Origin of the sequence: Gillisella vitis (assembly GCF_001541345.2) — a bacterium.
Classification (GTDB): domain Bacteria; phylum Pseudomonadota; class Alphaproteobacteria; order Rhizobiales; family Rhizobiaceae; genus Allorhizobium; species Allorhizobium vitis.
This window is the reverse complement of sequence record NZ_LMVL02000003.1, coordinates 333,286-357,102: the sequence shown is the minus strand read 5'-3', so window position 1 is coordinate 357,102 and position 23,817 is coordinate 333,286. Positions and strand designations below refer to the sequence as shown.

General features: G+C 58.8%; 26 protein-coding genes. 11 read left to right on the top strand and 15 right to left on the bottom strand.

Going from position 1 to position 23,817, the window contains the following annotated elements:
• Positions 1 to 25 precede the first annotated feature (25 nt).
• From ASB66_RS11765 to gatB, 5 genes are all read right to left on the bottom strand, one after another.
• On the bottom strand, positions 26 to 385 hold the full coding sequence (locus ASB66_RS11765; protein ID WP_081088844.1) for a DUF2155 domain-containing protein: 360 nt from the start codon (positions 383 to 385) through the stop codon (positions 26 to 28).
• Between the two features lie 287 nt (positions 386 to 672).
• Complete coding sequence (locus ASB66_RS11760) at positions 673 to 1,071, bottom strand: NADH:ubiquinone oxidoreductase subunit NDUFA12 (protein ID WP_015915703.1); 399 nt, start codon at positions 1,069 to 1,071, stop codon at positions 673 to 675.
• A gap of 100 nt (positions 1,072 to 1,171) precedes the next feature.
• The gene (locus ASB66_RS11755; protein ID WP_060715727.1) at positions 1,172 to 1,633 is read right to left on the bottom strand and encodes a GNAT family N-acetyltransferase; all 462 of its coding nucleotides are present in this window, start codon (positions 1,631 to 1,633) and stop codon (positions 1,172 to 1,174) included.
• 39 nt (positions 1,634 to 1,672) lie between these two features.
• Complete coding sequence (locus ASB66_RS11750; protein WP_060715728.1) at positions 1,673 to 2,191, bottom strand: GNAT family N-acetyltransferase; 519 nt, start codon at positions 2,189 to 2,191, stop codon at positions 1,673 to 1,675.
• 6 nt (positions 2,192 to 2,197) lie between these two features.
• Positions 2,198 to 3,700: an Asp-tRNA(Asn)/Glu-tRNA(Gln) amidotransferase subunit GatB gene (gene gatB, locus ASB66_RS11745; RefSeq protein ID WP_015915700.1), complete on the bottom strand. Its 1,503-nt coding sequence runs from the start codon at positions 3,698 to 3,700 to the stop codon at positions 2,198 to 2,200.
• A gap of 56 nt (positions 3,701 to 3,756) precedes the next feature.
• On the opposite strand from gatB, the gene ASB66_RS26230 reads away from it, so the two are divergent.
• The 4 genes from ASB66_RS26230 (at position 3,757) to ASB66_RS11730 (ending at position 6,571) form a co-directional block, all read left to right on the top strand.
• Entirely contained in the window at positions 3,757 to 3,924 is a 168-nt protein-coding gene (locus ASB66_RS26230) for a hypothetical protein (protein ID WP_156545040.1), read from the top strand.
• A gap of 125 nt (positions 3,925 to 4,049) precedes the next feature.
• Positions 4,050 to 4,799 carry a glycosyltransferase family 2 protein gene (locus ASB66_RS11740; RefSeq protein WP_081088845.1) on the top strand — a complete coding sequence of 250 codons (750 nt, stop codon included), beginning with the start codon at positions 4,050 to 4,052 and terminating at the stop codon, positions 4,797 to 4,799.
• Positions 4,792 to 5,115, top strand: coding sequence for a lipid-A-disaccharide synthase N-terminal domain-containing protein (locus tag ASB66_RS11735; protein WP_060715729.1), 324 nt, complete (start codon positions 4,792 to 4,794; stop codon positions 5,113 to 5,115). The genes ASB66_RS11740 and ASB66_RS11735 overlap by 8 nt, the downstream gene beginning before the upstream one ends.
• A 13-nt stretch (positions 5,116 to 5,128) precedes the next feature.
• On the top strand, positions 5,129 to 6,571 hold the full coding sequence (locus ASB66_RS11730) for an ArnT family glycosyltransferase (RefSeq protein ID WP_060715730.1): 1,443 nt from the start codon (positions 5,129 to 5,131) through the stop codon (positions 6,569 to 6,571).
• 11 nt (positions 6,572 to 6,582) lie between these two features.
• Here the strand turns inward: ASB66_RS11730 and ASB66_RS11725 are convergent, their stop codons facing one another.
• From ASB66_RS11725 to ASB66_RS11705, 5 genes are all read right to left on the bottom strand, one after another.
• Complete coding sequence (locus ASB66_RS11725; RefSeq protein ID WP_060715731.1) at positions 6,583 to 7,101, bottom strand: GNAT family N-acetyltransferase; 519 nt, start codon at positions 7,099 to 7,101, stop codon at positions 6,583 to 6,585.
• 96 nt (positions 7,102 to 7,197) lie between these two features.
• On the bottom strand, positions 7,198 to 7,731 hold the full coding sequence (locus tag ASB66_RS11720) for a GNAT family N-acetyltransferase (protein WP_081088846.1): 534 nt from the start codon (positions 7,729 to 7,731) through the stop codon (positions 7,198 to 7,200).
• Positions 7,682 to 9,163 carry an Asp-tRNA(Asn)/Glu-tRNA(Gln) amidotransferase subunit GatA gene (gene gatA, locus ASB66_RS11715; RefSeq protein WP_060715733.1) on the bottom strand — a complete coding sequence of 494 codons (1,482 nt, stop codon included), beginning with the start codon at positions 9,161 to 9,163 and terminating at the stop codon, positions 7,682 to 7,684. Before gatA ends, ASB66_RS11720 begins: the two co-directional genes overlap by 50 nt.
• A 71-nt stretch (positions 9,164 to 9,234) precedes the next feature.
• The gene (gene gatC, locus ASB66_RS11710) at positions 9,235 to 9,522 is read right to left on the bottom strand and encodes an Asp-tRNA(Asn)/Glu-tRNA(Gln) amidotransferase subunit GatC (protein ID WP_060715734.1); all 288 of its coding nucleotides are present in this window, start codon (positions 9,520 to 9,522) and stop codon (positions 9,235 to 9,237) included.
• A 162-nt stretch (positions 9,523 to 9,684) separates the two neighbouring features.
• Positions 9,685 to 10,389, bottom strand: a complete 705-nt coding sequence (locus tag ASB66_RS11705; RefSeq protein WP_060715735.1) for a metal-dependent hydrolase — start codon at positions 10,387 to 10,389, stop codon at positions 9,685 to 9,687.
• 144 nt (positions 10,390 to 10,533) lie between these two features.
• On the opposite strand from ASB66_RS11705, the gene ruvX reads away from it, so the two are divergent.
• On the top strand, positions 10,534 to 11,010 hold the full coding sequence (ruvX, locus tag ASB66_RS11700; RefSeq protein WP_060715736.1) for a Holliday junction resolvase RuvX: 477 nt from the start codon (positions 10,534 to 10,536) through the stop codon (positions 11,008 to 11,010).
• Here ruvX and ASB66_RS11695 read toward each other — a convergent pair.
• From ASB66_RS11695 to ASB66_RS11680, 4 genes are all read right to left on the bottom strand, one after another.
• Positions 10,965 to 11,285, bottom strand: coding sequence for a DUF6105 family protein (locus ASB66_RS11695; protein ID WP_060715737.1), 321 nt, complete (start codon positions 11,283 to 11,285; stop codon positions 10,965 to 10,967). The two genes, ruvX and ASB66_RS11695, sit on opposite strands and share 46 nt — an antisense overlap.
• Entirely contained in the window at positions 11,282 to 11,482 is a 201-nt protein-coding gene (locus ASB66_RS11690) for a hypothetical protein (RefSeq protein WP_060715738.1), read from the bottom strand. The genes ASB66_RS11695 and ASB66_RS11690 overlap by 4 nt, the downstream gene beginning before the upstream one ends.
• A 132-nt stretch (positions 11,483 to 11,614) precedes the next feature.
• Complete coding sequence (locus tag ASB66_RS11685; RefSeq protein WP_060715739.1) at positions 11,615 to 12,043, bottom strand: GNAT family N-acetyltransferase; 429 nt, start codon at positions 12,041 to 12,043, stop codon at positions 11,615 to 11,617.
• A 60-nt stretch (positions 12,044 to 12,103) separates the two neighbouring features.
• Positions 12,104 to 13,747: an acyl-CoA dehydrogenase family protein gene (locus ASB66_RS11680; protein WP_015915688.1), complete on the bottom strand. Its 1,644-nt coding sequence runs from the start codon at positions 13,745 to 13,747 to the stop codon at positions 12,104 to 12,106.
• A gap of 303 nt (positions 13,748 to 14,050) precedes the next feature.
• Here ASB66_RS11680 and ASB66_RS11670 point away from each other — a divergent pair, with 303 nt between their 5' ends.
• The 4 genes from ASB66_RS11670 to dprA are packed head-to-tail and all read left to right on the top strand — an operon-like array spanning position 14,051 to position 18,101.
• Positions 14,051 to 15,007 carry an aspartate carbamoyltransferase catalytic subunit gene (locus ASB66_RS11670; RefSeq protein ID WP_060715742.1) on the top strand — a complete coding sequence of 319 codons (957 nt, stop codon included), beginning with the start codon at positions 14,051 to 14,053 and terminating at the stop codon, positions 15,005 to 15,007.
• On the top strand, positions 15,004 to 16,296 hold the full coding sequence (locus ASB66_RS11665; protein ID WP_060715743.1) for a dihydroorotase: 1,293 nt from the start codon (positions 15,004 to 15,006) through the stop codon (positions 16,294 to 16,296). The genes ASB66_RS11670 and ASB66_RS11665 overlap by 4 nt, the downstream gene beginning before the upstream one ends.
• Before the next feature lie 17 nt (positions 16,297 to 16,313).
• Positions 16,314 to 16,943: a glycerol-3-phosphate 1-O-acyltransferase PlsY gene (gene plsY / locus ASB66_RS11660; RefSeq protein ID WP_060715744.1), complete on the top strand. Its 630-nt coding sequence runs from the start codon at positions 16,314 to 16,316 to the stop codon at positions 16,941 to 16,943.
• Positions 16,944 to 16,949: 6 nt separating this feature from the next.
• On the top strand, positions 16,950 to 18,101 hold the full coding sequence (gene dprA / locus ASB66_RS11655) for a DNA-processing protein DprA (RefSeq protein ID WP_060715745.1): 1,152 nt from the start codon (positions 16,950 to 16,952) through the stop codon (positions 18,099 to 18,101).
• Between the two features lie 34 nt (positions 18,102 to 18,135).
• Here dprA and ASB66_RS11650 read toward each other — a convergent pair whose 3' ends face one another.
• Complete coding sequence (locus ASB66_RS11650; protein ID WP_060715746.1) at positions 18,136 to 18,342, bottom strand: hypothetical protein; 207 nt, start codon at positions 18,340 to 18,342, stop codon at positions 18,136 to 18,138.
• A gap of 250 nt (positions 18,343 to 18,592) precedes the next feature.
• Here ASB66_RS11650 and topA point away from each other — a divergent pair, with 250 nt between their 5' ends.
• Both topA and rnr read left to right on the top strand, forming a co-directional pair.
• Positions 18,593 to 21,310, top strand: a complete 2,718-nt coding sequence (gene topA, locus ASB66_RS11645; protein ID WP_060715747.1) for a type I DNA topoisomerase — start codon at positions 18,593 to 18,595, stop codon at positions 21,308 to 21,310.
• A 137-nt stretch (positions 21,311 to 21,447) separates the two neighbouring features.
• Positions 21,448 to 23,685 (top strand): ribonuclease R, encoded by a 2,238-nt coding sequence (gene rnr, locus ASB66_RS11640; protein WP_234612792.1) that lies wholly within the window; start codon positions 21,448 to 21,450, stop codon positions 23,683 to 23,685.
• Positions 23,686 to 23,817 lie beyond the last annotated feature (132 nt).

The window sequence follows — 23,817 nt, the reverse complement described above, 5'->3', positions numbered from 1 at the left end:
TGTTTTTCAACATTCCGCTCTGGGCTTATTTTACTGGTTTCGGCACATCGGAGGTCTCCTTGCAATCCTTCAGCCAGACATCGTAGATCGGGTGTTCGATGGCGTTCAGCGCAGGGCTATCGGCAAACATCCAGCCTGAAAAGATCTGGCGAATGCGGCGATCCAGGGTGATTTCCTCGACCTGCACGAAGGCGTCGACATGCTGGGCCTCGGTTTCATCGCGGGAATAACAGGCCTTGGGCGTCACCTGCAAGGCGCCAAACTGGACTGTCTCATTGATATAGACGTCGAATTCAGTAATCCGCCCGGTGATCTTGTCCAATCCTGAAAAGACCGCGACGGCGTTGGAAATGCGGGCGGCATCGGCTGGAGCAGTGGCCGTCATCGAGAACGCTGCCGTGAGGCTCGTTGCGGCCAGAACCGCTCTCAACACCCTTTTCGTCTGTTTCACAGATCGTATTCCTGTCGTTTCCGGCCGTCGTCGCTCAGATGGGCCAATTTTCAAATGCGCCGACTACCGGACCGGTGATCCGAATTGCAGACACGTCTGCCCACTGCGCAAAAACAAATGTCAGCAGCAAAGCGCTGACAAACCCATGTACCGGAAATTTGTGGCCAAAACCGGAAGAGCGCATAACGTGTTAACCCCGTCATGCGCTCACAAAGTCTCTATTAGTTGCCCGGCGTCCAGGCGTCGTAGTCACCGGTGACGCGCGGACGGGCACCGGTCGCAGCAATCGAGCCCTGTGGACGATAGGCTTTGGCGGTGCCGGTCAGGTTTGCCTCATGCGGCTTTTCCCATTCCCGTGGCACGTAATTGTCCTTGGTGGGCGGCACATCGGTACGGTGATGCATCCAGCCATGCCAGCCGGGCGGAATGGCGGAGGCGTCAGCATAGCCGTTATAAATCACCCAGCGGCGTTGCAGGCCAAAGCTGCTCATGCCGCCTTCATAATAGACATTACCGGCCTCGTCTTCGCCAACACGCTTGCCTTCACGCCAGGTGAAGAAACGGGTTCCGACGGTCTGGCCACTCCACCAGGTGAAAATCTGCAACAAAAGCTGCTTCATGTCTTTTCCTCGGCTCCGCCACGGTCCGGCGGCTTTCAATGATGATTTGCTTATGACGCCTTGACGGGCTCTTGTCCAGAGAGTCGGGTCAAAGCCCTGTTCATTTCAGCTTGAACTTGAAGCCGAAATGGCTCTTCTTGAAGCCCAGCCGTTCATAAAACCGATGCGCGTCAAGCCGCATCGCGTTCGACGTCAACTGCACCTGCCGCAAGCCCTGCTCTCGTGCCTGTTCAAGGCAAAACTCAATCATTTGTGCCCCGATCCCCTGCCCCCGGCAATCGGCCCGTGTCTGCACCGCCTCGACAATCATCGAAGACGAACCGCGCCCGGTCAATGTCGTGGTGACCATGGTCTGGAAGGTGCCAACCACCGCGCCATCACGCTCCGCCACATACAGGATCTCATTGCTCGATGCGGCAATGCGTTGAAAAGCAGCAAGATAGTCCGGAAGGGCATCGGGGACCGTGGTATCGCCATGTCCGCCGAGATCGTCGGCGGCAAACAACGCCACCACCGCGACAATATCCGTTTCTTGCGCCGGGCGAATGGTCAAGGGAGGCATGATGATCCTGAAGGTTTCGGGCTGATGGTTATATATGCCCTAGAATGGCCCGGATAAAACATTGACCAGCGGCTTTTCCATGACCAAGCCTTCGATGCCGCTGCCCGCTGCCCCGCAATTTTGGGTGCGATCGACCTCCACGAAGCCGTGGGTGGTGTAAAAAGTGACGGCACCGGTATTTTTGGGCTCCACGTCCAGCCGCAGGATCTCGGCGTCCGGGAAGCAGGTTTCCAGTTCGGCCAGAATGTCGGTGCCAATGCCCTGACGGTGAAAGCTGGGATGGACGTAAAGCTGATGCAGAATGGCGGTCTTGGCCATATTATCAGCCATGGCAGCAAAACCCATGCCGCCGAGGCGCTTGCCATCATCAGCCACCAGAAATTCGCCGCCCTTTTTGGCCAGCCTCGCTTTCAGCGCGGCAGCCGAATGCCAGGTATCAATAATCTTCTGCACCTTGGCCACGCCATAGAGGGCGTCATAGGTGGCATGCCAGGTTTCCCCCAGCAGCACCCGCACCTTTTCCAGATCCCGGTCATTGGCGGTGCGGATGAAGAACATCGGACGTTACTCCTCCAGGCCCAGTTTGGCCTTGACCAGCGCCTGCACTGCCTGTGGGTTGGCCTTGCCGCCAGTCGCCTTCATCACCTGACCGACAAACCAGCCGGCCAGCGTTGGCTTGGCCAGCACCTTGGCGACCTGATCGGGATTGGCGGCGATGATCTCGTCCACAGCCTTTTCGATGGCGCCGGTGTCAGTCACCTGTTTCATGCCCCGGCTCTCAACGATATCGGCGGGATCGCCGCCTTCGTTGAAGACGATTTCAAACAGGTCCTTGGCGATCTTGCCGGAAATGGTCTCGGCCTTGATCAGGTCGATGATACCGCCGAGCTGGGCAGGCGAAACCGGAGTCTCTTCAATGCCTTTGCCCGCTTTGTTCAAGGCGCCCAGCAAGTCGTTGATCACCCAGTTGGCAGCGATCTTGCCGTCCCGGCCCGCAGCCACGGCTTCGTAATAATCGGCGATCGCCTTTTCAGACACCAGAACCGAGGCATCGTAGACGGAAAGACCCAGAGAGGCGACAAACCGCGCCTTCTTGTCGTCGGGCAATTCCGGTAGGTCCTTCTTCAGGGCCTGCACAAAGGCATCGTCAAATTCCAGCGGCAGCAGGTCAGGATCGGGGAAATAGCGATAATCATGCGCGTCTTCCTTGGAGCGCATCGAACGGGTCTCGCCCTTGCCCGGATCAAACAGCCGGGTTTCCTGATCAATCGAGCCGCCATCTTCCAGAATAGCGATTTGACGACGGGCTTCATATTCGATGGCCTGGCCGATGAAGCGAATGGAATTGACGTTCTTGATTTCGCAGCGCGTGCCGAATTCGCCGCCCGGCTTGCGCACCGAGACGTTGACGTCGGCGCGCATCGAGCCTTCGTCCATATTGCCGTCGCAGGTGCCGAGATAGCGCACGATGGAGCGAAGCTTGGTCATATAGGCCTTGGCTTCGTCGGACGAGCGCATGTCCGGCTTGGAGACGATTTCCATCAGCGCCACGCCGGAGCGGTTCAGATCGACATAGGACATGGTCGGATGCTGGTCATGCATCGACTTGCCGGCATCCTGTTCCAGATGCAGCCGTTCGATGCCGATTTCGATATCCTCGAAATTTCCCTGACGGTCCGGGCCGAGCGAAATAATGATCTTGCCTTCGCCGACAATCGGGTCCTTGAACTGCGAGATCTGGTAGCCCTGCGGCAGATCGGGATAGAAATAGTTCTTGCGGTCGAAAATCGAGCGCTTGTTGATTTTCGCCTTCAGGCCGAGACCGGTGCGCACCGCCTGGCGAACGCATTCCTCGTTGATAACAGGCAACATGCCGGGCATGGCCGCATCGACCAAGGAGACGTTGTCGTTCGGTGCATTGCCGAATGTGGTCGATGCTCCGGAAAACAGCTTGGACTGGCTCAACACCTGGGCATGAACTTCCATGCCGATAACGATTTCCCAATCGCCGGTCGCGCCGGGAATCAGGCGTTTCGGGTCGGGGGTGCGCGTATCGACAAGGGTCATGACATGCTCTTTTCAGACCAATTCCGGCAAAACCAAAAGAGATTTCGCCTGAGGAATTGCACAAACATAAAGAAGCCGGAGCGGTCGGCGATCTGGAAAAAACAGCAATGCTCCGACAGGTGATTTTCACCTTCCCGGTTAAAACAAATGCGCGCAAGGCGCAAGACGGCGCAGTGACCTCGCCGGTCAAGGAATGGCCTGGCACCACTGAAAAAAGCGGATGACGTGGCAAAATTAGCAATTGCTCGCAAAATGCAGGGCAAAGCAGCCGTAACAGCCTTTCAAGGCGGATGACGCGCCCTGGAAAACAGGCTATGGGGGCGGCGGAGAACAGTCCTTGGAACCAGACATGACCGCCCAATTGCCCCGCTTTGCCGTTGTCGTCCCTATGAAGAATGAGGCGGATAATATCGACCTGCTGATCGGCGAGATCGAAGCGGCCTGTCAGGGCGAGAATTTCGAGGCGATTTTCGTGGATGACGGATCGACGGACGCCACACTTGCCCGGCTAAGGCAAGCAGCCAGCCTCAAGCCATGGGTGCGCGTGCTGCATCATCCCGTCTCCGGCGGTCAATCGGCCGCGATCCATTCGGGCGTCAACGCGGCGCGTGCGCCGATCATCTGCACCATGGATGGCGACGGCCAGAACCCGCCCTCGGAAATCCCCCGGCTCGTCGCTCCGCTTTTGGGCGATAACACCGCTCCCGATCTGGGCCTGGTCGCCGGACAGCGGGCCAAGCGGCAGGACACTTTGTCGAAGAAGATCGCCTCGCGGCTGGCCAATGGCATTCGCCAGAGTATCTTGCAGGACAAGACCCGCGACACCGGCTGCGGGCTGAAAGCCTTTCGGCGCGATGCCTTTCTAGACCTGCCGTTTTTCAATCACATGCACCGCTATCTGCCGGCATTGTTTTCCGCCTATGGCTGGCGAGTGGCGCATGTCGATGTCGGTCATCGGCACCGCCATGCCGGAACCTCCAATTACAACAATCTTCAGCGCGCCCTGGTCGGCATTCACGACCTGATCGGCGTCAGCTGGTTGATCAAACGCCGCAAGACCGTGCGCCCGCAGGATATCGGACCGTCATCCCATGAATGATCTTCTCGCCTATTTCAAAATCCATGACACCAACGACCTGATCTGGCTGGCGCTGGGGGTGATTGCCCAGTTGATGTTTTCACTGCGATTCATCATCCAGTGGCTCGTCTCGGAAAAGCAGAAGCGCTCGGTCATTCCCGCCGCATTCTGGTGGTTTTCGGTGATCGGCGGCATCATGCTGTTGGCCTACGGCATTCACCGTGGCGAGCCGATCATCATGCTTGGCCAGGGCCTTGGCATCATCGTCTACATCCGCAACCTGATGCTGCTGCATCAGGGCCGCAAGACCGACCTGCCCTCCGAATCCAAATCATAACCCGGCGGCCCCGATGCGCATTACTCTGACCACCAGCGTCTTCCTCATCCTTGCCATCACGCTCTACCGGATCGTGATGCTGCATTTCGACGGCACAGACCTGTTTGTGGATGAGGCGCAATACTGGCTATGGTCGACCCATCTCGACTTCGGCTATTATTCCAAACCACCGATGATCGCCTGGGTGATCCATCTGTTCACATTGATCGGTGGCAGTCAGGATATTTTCTGGATCCGTGTGGCAAGCCCGCTGTTCCATATGGCAACAGCGCTGCTGCTAATCCCGGCAACGGCCCGCCTGACGGGCTCTGAAAAGGCCGGGCTGTGGACGGGACTAAGCTATGCGACCCTGCCGGGTGTGGCGTTATCCTCGGTGTTCATGTCGACCGACACGATCCTGTTTCCCTTCCTGGCGCTGACGTTATTGTGCTATTCGCATCTGATCGAGCGCCGCTCGGCTGGCTATGCGGTTCTGATGGGCATTGCCATCGGCTGCGGCACTCTGTCGAAATATGCGATGCTGTATTTCGCCGCGACTGCGATCATTGCCGCCATCGCCCTCCCCAAAGCCCGGATCGCCCTGAGAGACACGGTGCTTGCCATCTTCGCGGCAGTCGTTGTTATCGCTCCGAATATCTGGTGGAACAGCACACATGGCGGCGCCACGCTGAAACACACTTCGGAAAATGCCGATTGGCACGGGCTGAACTTCAAGATCGGCAAGGCGGCGGAGTTTCTCGGCAGTCAGTTCGGCGTGGTTGGACCGGTGTTGTTTGCCGCGCTGCTGATCGTGTTTTACCGGCTGCTGCGGGGCCGTGCCTCCACCACCGAAAAACATTTGTTCATCCTCTCCTGGCCGATCATTCTCGCCATCGTTTTCCAGGCCTTAATGTCGCGCGCCTATGCCAATTGGGCAGCCACCGCTTACGCAGCAGGGACCATGTTGGCGGTCTGGCATCTGCTCCAGTCCTCGCCCCGGGCGCTGAAAATCTCGCTGGCAATCAACGGCATCATCGCAATTGCCTTTCCGCTGCTGACGGCCTTTCCCCAGGATGTCACAACACCAAAAGGCCAATCGGTGCTGGCCCGCTATCTGGGACGGACCGATTTGAGCTGGGCGATTGCCACGACGGCTGCGAGGACCGGCACCGCGACCATCGTTGCTGACAACCGCGATATTCTCGCCGACCTGTTTCACACGCTGCGCGACGAACCCTTCGCCATCAAGGCCCGAACCGTCGGTGGTTTTCCGCGCAATTATTATGAACAGGAATTTCCGCTGACCTCGGCGCTCGGAACGGAAACCGTACTCTATGTGACCGGAGCCAATGTCACCTGCCACGGCGCGGTGGTCGATCCCGTTGCCGATCTGACGCCAAAGGATGGCTATCTCATGGGGCGCAAGCTGAAAGCCTACGCAATATCTGCCAGTTGCCTGACCAACCAGCTGACATAAGCCGCCCGCCCCTATTCGAACCCGCCACCGGGGCCATAGGTAAAGCTGCGTTTTTCAACGAGACGCTTCGACATGCCGACCGTTTCCACATCCCTGTCCAACTTCGGATTATAGACCACTGAAAGCCAGTGGACGCTATAGCCATGATGCTCGAAAAAGCCGACGGCCTGACGGTTGCGGGCATGGGTTTCCAGATGGGCTTCCTCAAAGCCCAAGTGAACGATATCCTCCTCGATGGAGGCAAGAAGCGCCTTGCTATAGCCACGCCGCTGGTAATCCGGATCGATCCAGAAATCGGAAATCTTGTCATCCAGATTTTCGCGCGCCGCCCAGCCGACAGGGTGGCCTGCATGTTCGACCACGGACATGGTGATCAGGTTCGAGCGGGCAAAATTGGTGAATGCGTTTCGGGCGGTGTCGACCATCGTCAGCGTTTCACCGACGGGAATCATTGCCTGTTCCCAGGCGCGAAAGCCGATATCGGCCAAAACCCCTGCTTCGTCGGAATGCGCGCTGCGAATCGTCGACATCGGCTCCTCACCTGAATGATCAATTCAGTAGATCACCGGGAATGCAACAGCGCCAGTGGCGTTAAGGTTTTATGAACACTTTGGTGATGAGAGCGTTTAATAAAGCCGTCGCCGCAGCCGCACCTTGGGAATTTCCAGTTCCATGACAGCGTCGCGTTCCATGCCTTGCCAGACGGTCTCAAAACCGCAGCTTTTATAAAGGACCTGGGCGGCAAAATTGTTCTGGTGGGTGGAAATTCGGGCCTGCTTCACGCCTTCGCGCCGCATCGTCTCGCAAAAATGCAGCACCAGGGACCGGCCAATGCCACGCCGATGATGGTCCGGCGAAATCCAGATATCGGAAATCACATCCCGCTCTGCCTCACGCGCGCCCCAACCGGCAATCGCCCCTTCGATCTCGGCGATCGTCACATCCAGCGCAGGCTCGAAGGGGAAGCGCAAAAACGCCTCCTTGACCTTTTGCGCGACAGCCGGATCGGTCATGGCGCGATCCAGCGGCCCCGTGGAGCGCCAGCTGTCCCAGCCGATGTGGCCGACCATCTGCCGGTCAGCCTCCTCCATCGGCCTCAGGATCAACAGCTTACCACCATTGAGCGGGCGTGAACTTTCCGGCGGCCTGTTCGATGACATGAGCGGTCTTGAAAAGGGTTTCTTCCTCGAAGGGCTTGCCAATCAGTTGCAGGCCGAGCGGCAGGCCTTTGGCGTCGAGACCAGCGGGAACCGAAAGGCCCGGCAGACCCGCCATGTTCAGCGTCACCGAGAAGATGTCATTCAGATACATCTTCACCGGATCGGCGGCCAGATCCTTGTCGCCGATGGCGAAGGCCGAGGATGGAGTTATCGGCGTCAGGATCGCATCGACACCATCGGCAAACACCTGTTCAAAATCGCGCTTGATCAGCGTGCGGACCTTCTGGGCGCGCAGGTAATAGGCATCGTAGTAGCCAGCCGAAAGCACATAGGTGCCCATCAGGATACGGCGCTGCACTTCCTTGCCGAAGCCTGCCGCACGGCTCTTCTCATACATATCTGCAATGTCCTTGCCGTCGACGCGCAAGCCATAGCGCACGCCGTCGTAGCGGGCGAGGTTCGATGAGGCTTCGGCGGAGGCGACGATATAATAGGCAGGCAGCGCGTATTTGGTATGCGGCAGGGAAATCTCGACAATCTCGGCACCGGCCTCCTTCAGCCAGGCCATGCCCTTCTGCCAGAGGGCCTCGATTTCTTCCGGCATGCCATCGACGCGGTATTCCCGGGGAATGCCGATTTTCATACCCTTGACCGACTGGCCGATAGCAGCCTCATAGTTTGGAGCGAGCAGATCGACCGAGGTCGTGTCCTTCTCGTCGATGCTGGCCATGGATTTGAGCAGGATCGCGGCGTCGCGTACGTCGCGGGCAATTGGCCCGGCCTGATCAAGCGACGAGGCATAGGCAACCATGCCCCAGCGTGAGCAACGGCCATAGGTTGGCTTGATCCCGACGGTGCCGGTGAAAGCTGCTGGCTGGCGGATGGAGCCACCCGTATCGGAGGCGGTGGCACCAGCGCAAAGCCGCGCGGCGACAGCAGCCGCCGAACCGCCGGATGAGCCGCCCGGCACCAGCTTTTCCTCAGATCCCGTGGCGCGCCACGGATTGACCACAGGGCCATAATGGGAATTTTCATTGGACGAGCCCATGGCGAATTCGTCCATGTTCAGCTTGCCCAACATCACCGCGCCATCGTTCCAGAGGTTCTGGGTAACGGTCGATTCGTATTTCGGCTTGAAGCCGTCGAGAATGTTGGAGCAGGCCTGGGTATGGACGTCGCGGGTGGCGTACAGGTCTTTCACGCCGAGCGGAATGCCTTCCAGCGCGCCAGCCTTGCCGCTGGCCAGCCGCGCATCCGAGGCCTTGGCCATATCGCGGGCAATCTCTGGCGTCACCGTCACATAGGCATTGATCGCACCATTGGCGGCTTCGATGGCGCCCAGATAGGCATCGGTCAACTCGACGGCGGTGATATCCTTGGAAACCAGTTTTTCGCGGGCTTCGGCAATGGTGAGGCTGGTGAGTTCGCTCATGAATACGGTCACTTTATAGTTGGCGCGGCTGCGTCGAGGGCGTCGATGGCACAGTGGAAAACCCAAACGGCTTATTCAACAACCTTCGGCACCAGGAAGAAATGGCGGTCGGTTTCCGGCGCATTGGCAACGATATCATCAGCCTTGCCGCCATCGGTAACGGCGTCCTTGCGCTTGCGCATCGCCATCGGCATGACAGAGGTCATCGGCTCGACGCCATCAACATTCACTTCCGACAATTGCTCGACAAAACCGAGAATACCATTCAACTCCCCCATCACCCGTTCAGCCTCGTCTTCGGGCAGAGCAATACGGGCAAGCTTGGCGACACGCTTGACGGTGGTGAGATCAACGGACATCGGCATTCTCCAGATCGATTATCAGACCCGCTATAATCGCCGAACCGCGCCCGCGCAACGGGCAGGTTTTTACGACCCTCGAATTTTCACCTCTGGCCCAGATTTTTACCCCTGGAATACTGACCCAGGGGTAAAGACTGAGTTTTTTAGCAGGGCATCATGTCAAAGCGACAGCGTCTCGCCCGGCTTGGGTGCCTTGACCTCGGTTTTCGAGCCTTCCATGCCGCCCACGAATTTTTCCGGGGTCTGGTCGATGATCGGGAAGGTGCCGTAATGGGCGGGGATAGCGGTCTTGAAGTTGAAGAATCGCTGGCAGGCAAGTGCTGCAACCGCACCGCCCATGGTGAAACGGTCACCAATCGGTACGATGCCGATATCGGGCTGGTGCAATTCGTTGATCAGCGCCATATCCGAGAAAATATCGGTATCGCCCATATGCAGCAGCGACGCTTCATCCTGGAAATGCAGCATCAACCCATTGGCATTGCCCAGCGCATGCGACACGCCATCCTCGGTGATCTGTGCGGAGGAATGCAGCGCATTGGTGAAGGTCGCGGTAAAGCCGCCGAGATCGATCGTGCCGCCCGTATTGCCCATTTCGATTTTGGACACACCCTTGGCGCCAAGCCAGGCGGCGAGATCGGCATTGGCCAGCACGGTCGCGCCGGTATCCTTGGCAATTGCCACGGTATCACCCACATGGTCGCCATGACCGTGGGTGAGCAGAATATGAGTGACGCCCTTGGTCATATCCTTCATATCCAACCCGGAAAAGCTGGCATTGTGGGTCAGGAACGGGTCGATCAGAATGGTCGCCTTGGCGGTTTCGAGACGAAAGGCCGAATGGCCGAGCCAGGTGAGTTTCATGGAATATCCTCTATGGATGAATGAAAATGGTTTGCCCGCCAAGACATATGGCATAAGCAGCGCAAGAAAAGACCAAACCACGAGGATATCCCCGTATCCCCACAGTTTGGCATGAACACACTATTCACATTTTGAGAAACAGTTATGGCGACCTTGGACATCGAAGAACTGGCGCAAAGCCTGCAACCGGGTCAGGCCATAGCGGGGCTTGATCTCGGCACCAAGACCATCGGCCTTGCCATGTCCGATCTCGGACGCCGCTTTGCCTCGCCGCGCACGGTGATCAAACGGACGAAGTTTACCAAAGATGCCGAGGTTCTGCTGGCTTTTGCCGCCAAGGAAAAAGTCGCCGCCTTCGTCATTGGCCTGCCGATCAACATGGATGGCTCTTCCGGGCCGCGTGTCCAGGCCACCCGCGCCTTTGTGCGGGCCATGGCCGAGAAGACCGACATTCCCTTCGTCTACTGGGATGAGCGGCTATCGACGGTCGCGGCAACGCGGGCGCTGCTGGAAATGGACGTGTCGCGGGCCAAGCGTGCAGAACGGATCGATTCGGCCGCGGCCAGCTTCATTCTTCAAGGGGCGCTGGACAGGCTGTCTGGCCTTGCATCTCCGCTCTGAAGCTGACGCGCTTTCCACCAAGCAGCAATCTGCTTACGGCGACGAAAAGCAACTAGGCTGAACAGCACAGTGCTATCGACGACGATGGCACGCATGACCAACGGCGGAATGCTTTCTGGCGCGATGCCCAGAACATTGCCATAGATGGTAAACACCAGATCATGGGTCTGGCGGGTCAGCATGAAAAAGCCGAAGCTCATGTCGTTGAGCGACAGATAATACCAGCTTCCCAAAAGCAGGATTGGCCCAGCCCAGAAGATCAGCAGATATTTCATACCAGCCTCCCCTTAACCGAGACGGATAGACGCGGCAGGAGATGGTCGAAAAGATCATCCGGTGCCTTCAGCACCAGCCAATTGATCGCCGCCATGACAGACAGCACCAATGCCGGCACCGCAATATCCAATGCCAAAACGGCAAAGAACGCCATCATGACGCCCAGTGCCAGATATTTCCGAAGGCCAGTCATCATTACCCGCCCCTATTGGTTGCATTCACCAGCAGAGTTAACGGTTAATGAATGCCGCACAACGTAAACCTTTTATTAAGGTTAATTTTTGGAGGTGGGGCTGTGGATAGATTGGCGGCGGGTCTTCACCCCACATTAAAAGCGCTTTTTCAGAAAAAATTGTCCATGGGCTTTTTCGCCTGCCTCAAGCTCGCCAAACAGCTGAAATCCAAGCTTTTCATAGAACGGACGGGCCTGAAAATCGAAGGTCTCCAGCCAAAGTCCTTCGCTTTCGTGGCGGCGGGCGATCGCCTCTGCTTCCGCCATCAGGCGTCGGCCAAGACCCAATCCCCGATAGGCCTCAGGGACGACCAACAGCTTTACAAAACTCCATCCGTGATCCGTCAGACCATATAAACCGCCAATAACATCCCCGCTCTCCGGGTGCCGCAAAACAATCGCGAATTCGACATAGACAGTGTGCCGAGCCATCGCATTATTGTAGGTCAGCAAAGCATCGAGAATTGACGCCTTCTGCTGCGACGTAACGTTATCCTCGACGATTTCAATCCGGGGCATCTGCATGATGACGTCACGTCCTTGCGCGTATCAAGCTTTGTAAAAACTGAGTTCCGGAACCGCGTCTCAATCCACCGCCGGATACAGCAAATCAATCAAATACCGGCTGTCGAATCGCGCATCGAGCACACCGTAAGTATTGCGCCACCCGCCTGTCAGGCGCGTCTCAAGAAAGGCGTCAGCAATCTTGCCTGCCCCCATGCGGTAAAGCTCGGCGGCGGCGGCGGCGAGTGCCATTTGCTCGACCAGCAGGCGGGCGGCACCTTCGTCGCGTTCGCAGAGCGCCATGGCGGCGCGCAGCACTTCGACGGTCTTGCGGCCGGATGGGCCGAGATCGCGTTCCAGCTCGGCAAATACCATTTCGAACAGGTCCTTGCCACGTGCCAGCACGCGCAACACGTCCAGCGCCATCACGTTGCCGGAACCTTCCCAGATGGCATTGACCGGGGCCTCGCGGTAATGGCGGGCAATGGCGCGTTCTTCCACGTAGCCGCTGCCGCCGATGCATTCCATCGCTTCATAGATCAGCGGCGGCGCCATTTTGCAGACCCAGTATTTCACCACCGGCGTCATCACCCGTGCGTAAGCCGCATCCGCAGGATTATCACGGGCGCGGTCGAAGGCCTCGGCCAGCCGGAAGGACAGCGCCGTTGCCGCCGCCACATCCAGCGCCATATCGGCCAGAACGCGGGTCATGATCGGCTGATCGACCAGCTTCTTGCCAAACACCGATCGGCCCCGCACATGGTGGACAGCTTCCGCCATCGAGGCGCGCATGATGCCCGCAGAGGCCAGCGCGCAATCCAGCCGAGTCAGCGTCACCATTTCCAGGATCGTGCGGATGCCGCCGCCTTGCTCGCCCAGCAGGAAGCCAAAGGCATCGGTAAATTCGACCTCGGAGGAGGCATTAGAGCGATTGCCGATCTTGTCCTTCAGCCGTTGGAACTGCAAGCCATTGGCCGAACCGTCTTCCAGCAGGCGGGGCACCAGAAAACAGCCGACGCCTTCAGGCATTTGCGCCAGCATGACGAAACCATCGCTCATCGGTGCCGACATGAACCATTTGTGGCCGGACAGCCGGTAGATCCCCTCGCCCACCCGTGTGGCGGTGGAGATATTGGCGCGCACATCGGTGCCGCCCTGTTTCTCCGTCATGCCCATGCCAATGGTAATGGCGGATTTCTGCATGGCGGGACGGTTAGAGCTGTCATATTTGCGCGACAGAATCTTCGGCGCCCATTCCTTCTGCACCCGGGGCGAGCCCATCAGGGCGGCAACCGAGGCGCTGGTCATGGTCAGCGGGCAGAGATGGCCGCATTCCAACTGGGCGGTGAGATAGAATCGCACGGCGCGGGCCTTGTGATCCTGGCCGCGTGCATCAGCTAAATTTTCCCAGACGGAGGAATGCAGGCCGGTGGCCATGGAGCGGCGCATCAGCGCATGCCAGGCCGGATGAAACTCCACCACGTCCAGCCGCTCGCCGCGCGGCCCATGGGTGCGCAGTTCCGGCGGATTGTGGTTGGCCATGCGGGCCAGTTCCTGCGCCTCATGCGAGGTCACATAACGGCCAAGCGTATCATATTCATCGCGCAGGTTGCGGCTGAGGCCATTGGTAATATCGACCACCAGCGGATCGGTGCGAAAGGCGTTCACGCCGGACCAGGGCCTTGGCTGATTGAGTTCCAGCAATTTGTCTTCCGTACGGCTCATCCGCGTTCCAATTTTTATCTTTTCTTACAGCAATGCCGCAAATCGATCTTTGTCGATGGTCTTTAACACGTTTGCGCGTATTTGCGACAGCATGGGTCAGGTCAACCGTCCAAAACGGGGGACAACGGCTTGCACGCCTCAAGCAGGCTTGCTCCTGATCATCGCAGTCTTTATAGACCGCGCGATCCCTTCGGAGTCCCTGGTTTCGCCATGAAACCGAAAATTCTGAAGTCTTTTATTATCGTTTGTCTTTCGGAAAACCGGTTTCCATTTTTCCCTGACAAACTCTAGGAGAACATGCGCATGGTCTTCTTTCCCCATCGCCATTTGATTGGCATCAAGGGCCTTACCGAAACCGATATTACCTATCTGCTCGATAAAGCTGACGAAGCGGTAAAAATCAGCCGCCAGCGCGAAAAAAAGACCTCAACCCTGCGCGGTCTGACCCAGATCAACCTGTTTTTCGAGGCCTCCACCCGCACCCAGTCATCCTTTGAGCTGGCGGGCAAGCGGCTCGGTGCCGATGTGATGAACATGTCGGTCGGCAATTCGTCGGTCAAGAAAGGCGAAACGCTGATCGATACGGCGATGACGCTGAATGCCATGCACCCGGACGTGCTGGTCGTGCGCCATGCCTCGGCCGGTGCCGCAGCGCTTCTGTCGCAAAAGGTCGCCTGCGCGGTGATCAATGCCGGCGATGGCCAACATGAACATCCAACCCAGGCGCTGCTCGACGCGCTGACCATCCGGCGCGCCAAGGGTAAGCTGTCGCGGATCATCGTCGCAATCTGTGGCGACGTGCTGCATTCCCGCGTGGCCCGTTCCAATATTCTCCTGCTCAATGCCATGGGCGCGCGCGTCAGGGTCGTGGCCCCCGCCACGCTGCTGCCATCAGGCATTGCCGATATGAGCGTCGAAGTCTTCCACGATATGAAGGAAGGCCTGAAGGGCGCAGATGTGGTGATGATGCTGCGCTTGCAGCGCGAGCGCATGGCAGGGTCGTTTGTCCCATCGATCCGCGAATATTTCCACTTCTACGGGCTTGATGCTGAAAAGCTGAAAGCCGCCAAGGAAGACGCCCTGGTCATGCATCCCGGGCCGATGAACCGAGGAGTGGAAATCGCCTCCGATGTGGCCGATGGGCCGCAAAGCGTCATCGAAAGCCAGGTCGAGATGGGCGTCGCCGTGCGCATGGCCGTGATGGAATCGCTGCTGATCTCTGACAATAACGGCCCGCGTAGCGAAGGAGTTGGCGCATGAACAAGCCGCTTGTCTTCAACAATGCCCGCATTATCGACCCATCCCGTTCGCTGGATGAGGTTGGCAGCATTATCGTCGGTGCTGACGGCCACATTCTGGCCGCCGGTGCCGATGCCCGCAATCAGGGCGCACCAGAGGGTGCCGAGATCAGGGACTGCAAAGGACTGGTAGCGGCACCGGGTCTGGTGGATGCGCAGGTGTTTGTCGGCGAACCCGGTGGTGAGCACCGCGAAACACTGGCCTCCGCCGGCAAGGCCGCAGCGGCTGGCGGCGTCACCTCCTTCGTGATGATGCCGGATACCGATCCTGTCATCGATGACATCGCCCTGGTGGAATTCATCAAGAACGCGGCGCGGGAAAAATCGCCGGTCAATATCTATCCGGCAGCGGCCCTGACCCGTCGGCTGCGCGGCGAGGAAATGACCGAATTCGGCCTGTTGCAACAGGCGGGTGCCGTCTGCTTCACCAATGGCCGCCATGGGCTGGACGATACGCTGGTGCTGCGCCGGGCGATGACCTATGCGCGGGAATTCGGCGCGGTGATTTCGCTGGAACTGCACGAAAAATATCTCGGCAATGGCGTGATGAACGAGGGCCTGTTTGCCAGCTGGTTGGGCTTGTCTGGCGTGCCGAGAGAGGCCGAAATCATTCCGCTGGAACGCGATCTGCGCATCGCCGGACTGACGCGGGCAAAATATCATGCCGCCAAGATTTCGGTTCCAGGCTCGGTGGAGGCCATCAAGCTTGCCCGCTCACGCGGCGCAAACGTTACCTGCGGCATTTCCATCAACAATCTGTCGCTGAACGAAAACGATATCGGCGAATACCGCACCTTCTTCAAGCTGGCGCCGCCGCTGCGGACCGAGGATGATCGGGTGGCGATGGTCGAGGCCCTAGCGAGCGGCGATATCGACATCATCGTGTCGGCCCATGATCCGCAGGATGTCGATACCAAGCGCCTGCCGTTCGGCGATGCTGCCGATGGCGCGGTCGGCCTGGAAACCTTGCTGGCAGCGGCTCTCAGGCTGCATCATGCCGGTCAGGTGCCGCTGATGCGGCTGATCGATGCGATGTCCACCCGGCCTGCCGAAATTTTCGGGCTGGATGCTGGCACGTTGAAGCCGGGCGCAAAGGCCGATATCGTGCTCATCGATCTGGACGAGCCCTGGCTGGTGTCCAAGGAAGCGCTGCTGTCTCGCTCCAAGAATACACCCTTTGAAGACGCCCGCTTTTCCGGTCGCGCCGTCGCCACCTATGTGGCTGGCCGTCCGGTGTTTTCTCTGTCTTGAACCTATAGGAACCGATCATGCCCAGCCTCGATTACAGCCAGGTGACGATCACTGCCCTTATCGCCTCGCTGGCGATCGGCTATCTGCTCGGCTCCATCCCCTTCGGACTGCTGCTGACCCGGATGGCGGGCCTGGGCGACGTGCGCAATATCGGTTCCGGCAATATTGGTGCCACCAATGTTCTGCGCACTGGCAATAAGAAGCTGGCCGCAGCCACCCTGCTGCTCGACGCCCTGAAGGCAACGGCTGCGGCGCTGATCGCCCAGAAATTGTTCGGATCCGATGCGGTGCATCTGCCGGGTCTGCTTGGCGGCTTTGCCGCCTTTATCGGCCACCTGTTCCCGGTCTGGCTGGGCTTCAAGGGCGGCAAGGGCGTGGCTACCTATATCGGCACATTGCTCGGGATTTTTCCGTTGATGGTGCTGGTGTTTGCCATCGTCTGGCTGTCGATTGCTTTTCTCAGCCGCTATTCCTCGCTATCAGCATTGGTTGCAACTCTTGTCATTCCGGTTGCATTGTGGATACTCGGTCAGCCGGAAGCTGCCATGATCACGTCTGCAATGACCGTGATCACCTGGGGCAAGCACAAGGCGAATATTGAAAGACTTATTTCAGGCACCGAGAGCAAGATCGGTAAAAAAGGATAGCACACCATGTCGGCTGGCGGTTCGGGACGCTCGGGGATCGCCCTGACGGAAAAACAAAGAACCGCCTGGCTGAGGCTGATCCGCTCCGACAACGTCGGCCCAGCCACCTTTCGCGACCTTATCAACAATTTCGGCACCGCCGAACGCGCCCTGGACATGCTGCCGGAATTGTCGCAGCGCGGCGGGGCCACCCGCTCCATCCGCATTGCCACAGTGGCCGAGGCTGAACGCGAGCTCGACTTTGCCCGCAAATTCGGTGCGCGATTCGTCGGGATCGGCGAGCCGGACTATCCACCGGCGCTGCGCCAGATCGACGCGGCACCGCCGCTTCTGGCGATGAAAGGCCAGGGCAGTACCGCCATCCGCCCATCCATCGGCATTGTCGGATCGCGAAATGCCTCGATCAGCGGCGTGAAAATGGCAGCCCTGCTGGCACGCGATTGCGGCATAACCGGCTACACCATCACCTCAGGTCTGGCGCGCGGCATCGACGCGGGCGCGCATCGGGCAAGCCTGGAAACAGGCACGATGGCCGCCCTGGCCGGTGGACTCGACCGGCCCTACCCGCCTGAGAATGTCGACCTGCTGAAAGACATCTGGGATGGCAAGGGTGTGGCGATCAGCGAAATGCCGTTTGGCTGGGAGCCCCGCGCCCGTGATTTTCCAAGACGCAACCGATTGATTGCCGGAACCTCACTTGGGGTTGTGGTCATCGAAGCCGCCAGCCGCTCCGGCTCACTGATTACCGCACGGCTGGCCGCCGATTTCGGACGGCTGGTGTTTGCCGTACCGGGCTCGCCGCTCGATCCGCGCTGTCACGGTACCAATGGATTGTTGAAAAACGGCGCAACGATCACCACCGAGGCCAGGGATATTCTCGAGGCGCTATCGCCGCTCAGCAGTATTGACTTGTTTTCCCAGCCGCAGGTGGAAGAGCCTGTCTATGAAGAAAGCGAGACCTTCAACCAGCCACCCGGTGAACAGGATCGCAGTCGGATCATCGATGCACTTGGCATAACGCCGGTCGAAGTCGATGATATCATTCGCCACACGCAATTGCCACCATCTGCCGTCTATCTGGTGATGCTGGAACTGGATATTGCCGGTCGCCTGCACCGTCATCCCGGTGGCCTGGTTTCGATTGCGCCGCTGGATTAGAGCTGGCTTTCGCGCATTCGCGTATTGAAAGATTTCAAACCGATCGTTTGGCGTTTGAGATCATTCTTGGCACTTTATGGCGGCGTTGAAGATCACCAGCCTCTTCAAAGGCCATCTCGATCAGGTAGCACAGCATTTGTGCGCCTTCCTTTTCAGCGACCAGCCTCAATTCGCCCAGCATCTGGCGCACATAGGCTATGCTTTCCCGGCTATGAAGTTCCGCTGCGCCACTGCCCGTCATTACGTGTTCCCGTCGTGGAAATACAACCTGAATATGTATTATTGCTACCTATGCAACATAGGATACAGAAATGATTTATGATTGCAATACCATTTTCATAAACTTTCGGTTGTGTAAACGTGTAATGGATAAAATGCATGAGGGGACTTGACCCCGGCGCAATCCCTGTCCATGTCGAACCATCGATGCTTGAACCCTCGCCAGAATCGACGCCATATGCAACAAACGGGGCCATGTTCAGAGAAACAGAATGAATGTAGTCGTTGTCGAATCCCCAGCCAAAGCCAAGACGATCAACAAGTATCTCGGACCGGGATATAAGGTGCTCGCCTCCTTCGGCCATGTCCGCGACCTGCCTGCCAAGGACGGTTCGGTCCTGCCGGATCAGGATTTCGAAATGCTATGGGAAGTGGACACCGCCTCTGCCAAACGCATGAAGGACATTGCCGATGCGATGAAGGGGGCCGATGCTCTGTTTCTCGCAACCGACCCGGATCGTGAGGGTGAAGCGATTTCCTGGCATGTGCTGGATCTCCTCAAAAAGAAGAAGGTGATTGGCGACAAGCCGGTGAAGCGCGTGGTTTTCAACGCCATCACCAAGAAGGCCGTGCTCGACGCCATGGCTGCCCCGCGCGACATCGATGGCGATCTGGTCGATGCCTATCTGGCACGCCGTGCCATGGACTATCTGGTCGGCTTCAACCTGTCGCCCGTCCTGTGGCGCAAGCTGCCCGGTGCCCGTTCGGCAGGCCGCGTCCAATCTGTGGCCCTGCGGCTGGTTTGCGACCGGGAAAACGAGATCGAACGCTTCGTCTCGGAAGAATACTGGAACCTGTCCGCACTTCTGAAGACTCCGCGTGGCGATGAGTTCCTGGCTCGCCTGGTTTCGGCCGATGGCAAGCGCTTGCAAGCGCGCAGCGTCGGCAATGGCGACATGGCCAACCGGCTGAAAGACCTGCTCGACGGCGCGAACTATGTGGTGGAATCGATTGAGGCCAAGCCCGTCAAGCGCAACCCATCGCCGCCGTTTACAACCTCTACGTTGCAACAGGCCGCCTCCTCCAAGCTCGGCTTTTCCGCCTCGCGCACCATGCAGGTGGCCCAGAAGCTTTATGAAGGTGTCGATATTGGCGGCGAGACCGTCGGTCTGATCACCTATATGCGTACCGATGGTGTACAAATGGCACCGGAAGCCATTGAGGCTGCCCGCTCCGCGATTACCCAGCAATTCGGCCCGCGCTACATGCCGGAAAAGCCGCGCTTCTATTCCACCAAGGCGAAAAATGCCCAGGAAGCGCATGAAGCCATCCGCCCGACCGATTTTACCAGGACGCCGGATCAGGTGCGCCGCTATCTCGACGCCGACCAGCTGCGTCTTTACGATCTGGTCTGGAAGCGCGGCATTGCCAGCCAGATGGCCTCTGCCGAAATCGAGCGGACCACCGCTGAAATCCTTGCCGACAAGGCGGGCGAAAAAGCCGGTCTGCGTGCCGTTGGTTCCGTCATCCGTTTCGACGGCTTTATCGCTGCCTACACTGATCACCGCGAAGAAGGTGAAAAGAGCGAGGACGACGATGAAGATGGCCGCCTGCCGGAGATCAACGCCCGCGAGGCGCTGGCCAAGCAAAAGGTCAACGCCACCCAGCACTTCACCGAACCGCCACCGCGCTATTCGGAAGCAACCCTGATCAAGAAGATGGAAGAGCTTGGCATTGGCCGGCCCTCCACCTATGCCGCAACGCTGAAGACGCTCAGCGACCGTGAATATGTTGTTATCGACAAGCGCAAGCTGATTCCCGAAGCCAAGGGCCGTTTGGTGACGGCATTCCTGGAAAGCTTTTTCACCCGCTATGTCGAATATGATTTCACCGCCGATCTTGAAGAAAAGCTCGACAAGATTTCTGCTGGCGAGTTGAACTGGAAGGACGTGCTGCGCGAATTCTGGCAGAATTTCTTTGCCCAGATCGAGGGCACCAAGGAATTGCGTGTCACCAACGTGCTCGACGCGCTGAACGAAGCCTTGGCCCCGCTGGTCTTCCCGAAGCGCGAGGATGGCTCGGACCCCCGCATCTGCCAGGTCTGCGGCACCGGCAATCTTTCGCTGAAGCTTGGTAAATACGGCGCTTTTGTCGGCTGCTCCAACTATCCAGAATGCAACTTTACCCGCCAATTGTCCGCCGATGGCAGCACTGAAGCGGAAGCCGTCGGCAACGAGCCGAAGGCGCTGGGTGAAGATCCCGCAACCGGCGAACAGATCACGCTTCGCAGCGGCCGTTTTGGCCCCTATGTCCAGCGTGGCGATGGCAAGGAAGCCAAGCGCTCGTCGCTCCCCAAGGGCTGGTCGCCGACCGATGTGGATTTCGATAAGGCGCTGTCACTGCTGTCGCTGCCACGCGAAGTCGGCCTTCACCCTGAAACCGGCAAGATGATGACCGCAGGGCTTGGCCGCTACGGACCTTTCGTGCTGCATGATGGCACCTATGCCAATCTCGACGGTATCGAGGATGTGCTGACCATCGGCCTAAACCGTGCCGTCACCGTTCTGGCTGAAAAGCAGGCCAACCCCGGTGGCCGTGGCCGCGCAGCACCTGCCGCCCTGAAAGAAATCGGCGATCACCCCGATGGCGGTGCGATTACCGTACGCGATGGCCGCTATGGTCCCTACGTGAATTGGGGTAAGATCAACGCGACCATTCCCAAAGGCATGGACCCGCAGGCCGTAACCATGGAAGAGGCAATTGCCCTGATCGTCGAGCGCGCTGCCAAGGAAGGCAGCGGCAAGACCAAGGCGAAACCTGCTGCCAAATCCGCCAGCGCAAAGAAGGCGCCTGCGAAAAAACCGGCTGCGAAAGCCGCCAAGGCCGATGCGGATGATGACGCCGCCGACGCCAAACCAAAGAAAGCAGCTGCCAAACCGAAGGCGACGAAGCCCAAGGCAAAGCCCGCCGCGAAAACAGAGAAAGCCTGACCTTGAGCAAATCCCCGCGACCCGACACCCGCAGCCTCACCAACAGAACGCGGAAGGCGGAGCTTGCGGCGAAAAAGGCAGCGGACAAGAATGAAACGGTGATCATCCACGGGGCGGTGCCGCCCCGCGAGATCCTGATGCAGTTCATCACCGACAATCCCGACCGGGCCTCCAAGCGCGAAATTGCCAAGGCTTTCGGCCTGAAAGGCGAAGCTCGGATCGAGTTGAAGGAAGCCCTGCGGGCGCTGGAAGAAGACGGACTGGTCAACAAGAATCGCAAGTCGCTGAGCCGCCCTGGGGCATTGCCGCCAGTTACGGTTCTGGACATTACCACCCGCGACAAGGATGGCGACCTGATCGGGCGTCCCGCCGAATGGCCGGATGAATTGGGCGCTGCCCCTGCGGTCTCCATCCGCCAGTCGAGCGCTGACCGTGCCAAGGGCAAGACGCCGGTTGGCGGACTTGGCGACCGGGTTCTGGCGAAGATTTTCCCATCCAAGGACCGCGCCGGTCCAGCCTATACCGCCCGGATCATCAAAGTGATCGACAAGCGGCGCGGCGCACTGCTGGGCGTCTACCGCGAAATGGCCGGTGATACCGGTGGCAGGCTGATGCCGATCGAGCGGCGCGGCGAGGAAATGGTCATCGAGGCCGCCGATGTCGGCGACGCCCGCGACGGCGATCTGGTCGAGGTGGAAGTCGGGCGGCTCTCCAGCCGTCTGGGCCTTGCCCGCGCCAAGGTGCTGTCGGTGATCGGCTCGGTGGCCTCGGAAAAAGCGATCTCGATGATCGCCATCCACGCCCATGGCATTCCGCATATCTTCCCGCAATCGGTGCTGGACGAGGCGGATGCCGCCAAACCGGCCAGCATGGCGCATCGGGAAGATTGGCGCAGCTTGCCGCTGGTCACCATCGACCCGCATGATGCCAAGGACCATGACGACGCTGTTCATGCCGAGCCGGACCCCTCACCCGATAATCCGGGTGGCGTGATCGTCACCGTGGCGATTGCCGATGTCTCCTATTATATCCGCAGCAAATCGGCGCTGGACCGCGAGGCGCTGAAGCGTGGCAATTCGGTCTATTTTCCCGATCGGGTCGTGCCGATGCTGCCGGAGCGGATTTCCAACGATCTCTGCTCGCTGCGCGAGGGCGTTGACCGGCCAGCACTGGCCGTGCGCATGGTGTTTTCCCATGAAGGCCGTAAGGCAGGCCATACCTTCCACCGGATCATGATGAAGAGTGCGGCCAAATTATCCTACCAACAGGCGCAGGCCGCCATTGACGGCAAGCCTGACGACAAGGCCGGACCTTTGCTGGAGCCGATCCTGAAGCCACTCTGGGCCGCCTATGCGATCCTGAAGCGTGGCCGTGACCGGCGCCAGCCATTGGAACTGGACATGCCGGAGCGCAAGATCATCCTTAAAGCCGATGGCACAGTGGATCGGGTCTTCGTACCTGAACGGCTGGACGCCCATAAGCTGATCGAGGAAATGATGATCCAGGCCAATGTGGCCGCCGCCGAGACGCTGGAGAAGAAAAAACAGCCGCTGGTCTACCGCATCCACGATACGCCGACATTGGCCAAGCAGGAAGTGCTGCGCGAGTTCCTGGCCACCATCGGATTTTCGCTGGCCAAGGGCGGCAACCTGCGCTCCAATTCGTTCAATGGCATTCTCGCCAAGGCGCAGGACACGCCGCACCAGACCATCGTCAACGAAATGGTGCTGCGCTCCCAGAGCCAGGCGGTCTATAGCCCTGAAAATATCGGCCATTTCGGCTTGAACCTGCTGAAATACGCGCACTTCACCTCCCCCATCCGCCGCTACGCCGACCTGATCGTGCATCGGGCGCTGGTCGGCACGCTGGGGCTGGGCGAAGGTGGCATTACATCCGATGAAGAAGCGACGCTGGCCGATGTCGCCGCCGAAATCTCAACCTTCGAGCGCCGCGCCATGGCAGCCGAGCGCGACACGATCAACCGGCTGATTGCCCATCACCTGGCAACCCGGATCGGCGACGAATTCGATGGGCAGGTCTCCGGCGTCACCAAATCCGGTCTGTTCATCTCTCTGCCGCAATATGGCGCTGATGGCTTCATTCCGGTCTCGACGCTTGGCCGCGACTATTTCATCTATGACGAAGCACATCAGGCTTTGACCGGTGAAAAGACCGGGCTTGGCTATCAATTGGGCGACAGCGTCAGCGTCAAGCTGGTGGAAGCTGTGCCGCTTGCCGGTGCCTTGCGGTTTGAAATCCTCAGCGAAGGCAAGAAAATGCCGACTGGCATCCGTTCCTTCCACAAGGCGACGCGACGCGGTCGTCCCGGCCCCGGCAAGACACCGGGAACCAGACCACCGCGCGGCAGGCGTTGAAACCGCCCGCCGAGTTCGTATATCTGGGCTTGGTATATGAAGCCCAGATATACGAACTCGGCGCGCTTGTGCGCAAATGCCGCGATGAAATATCAACTTTCATGCCCCATCTTTGATCAAAGCCTATAGGAT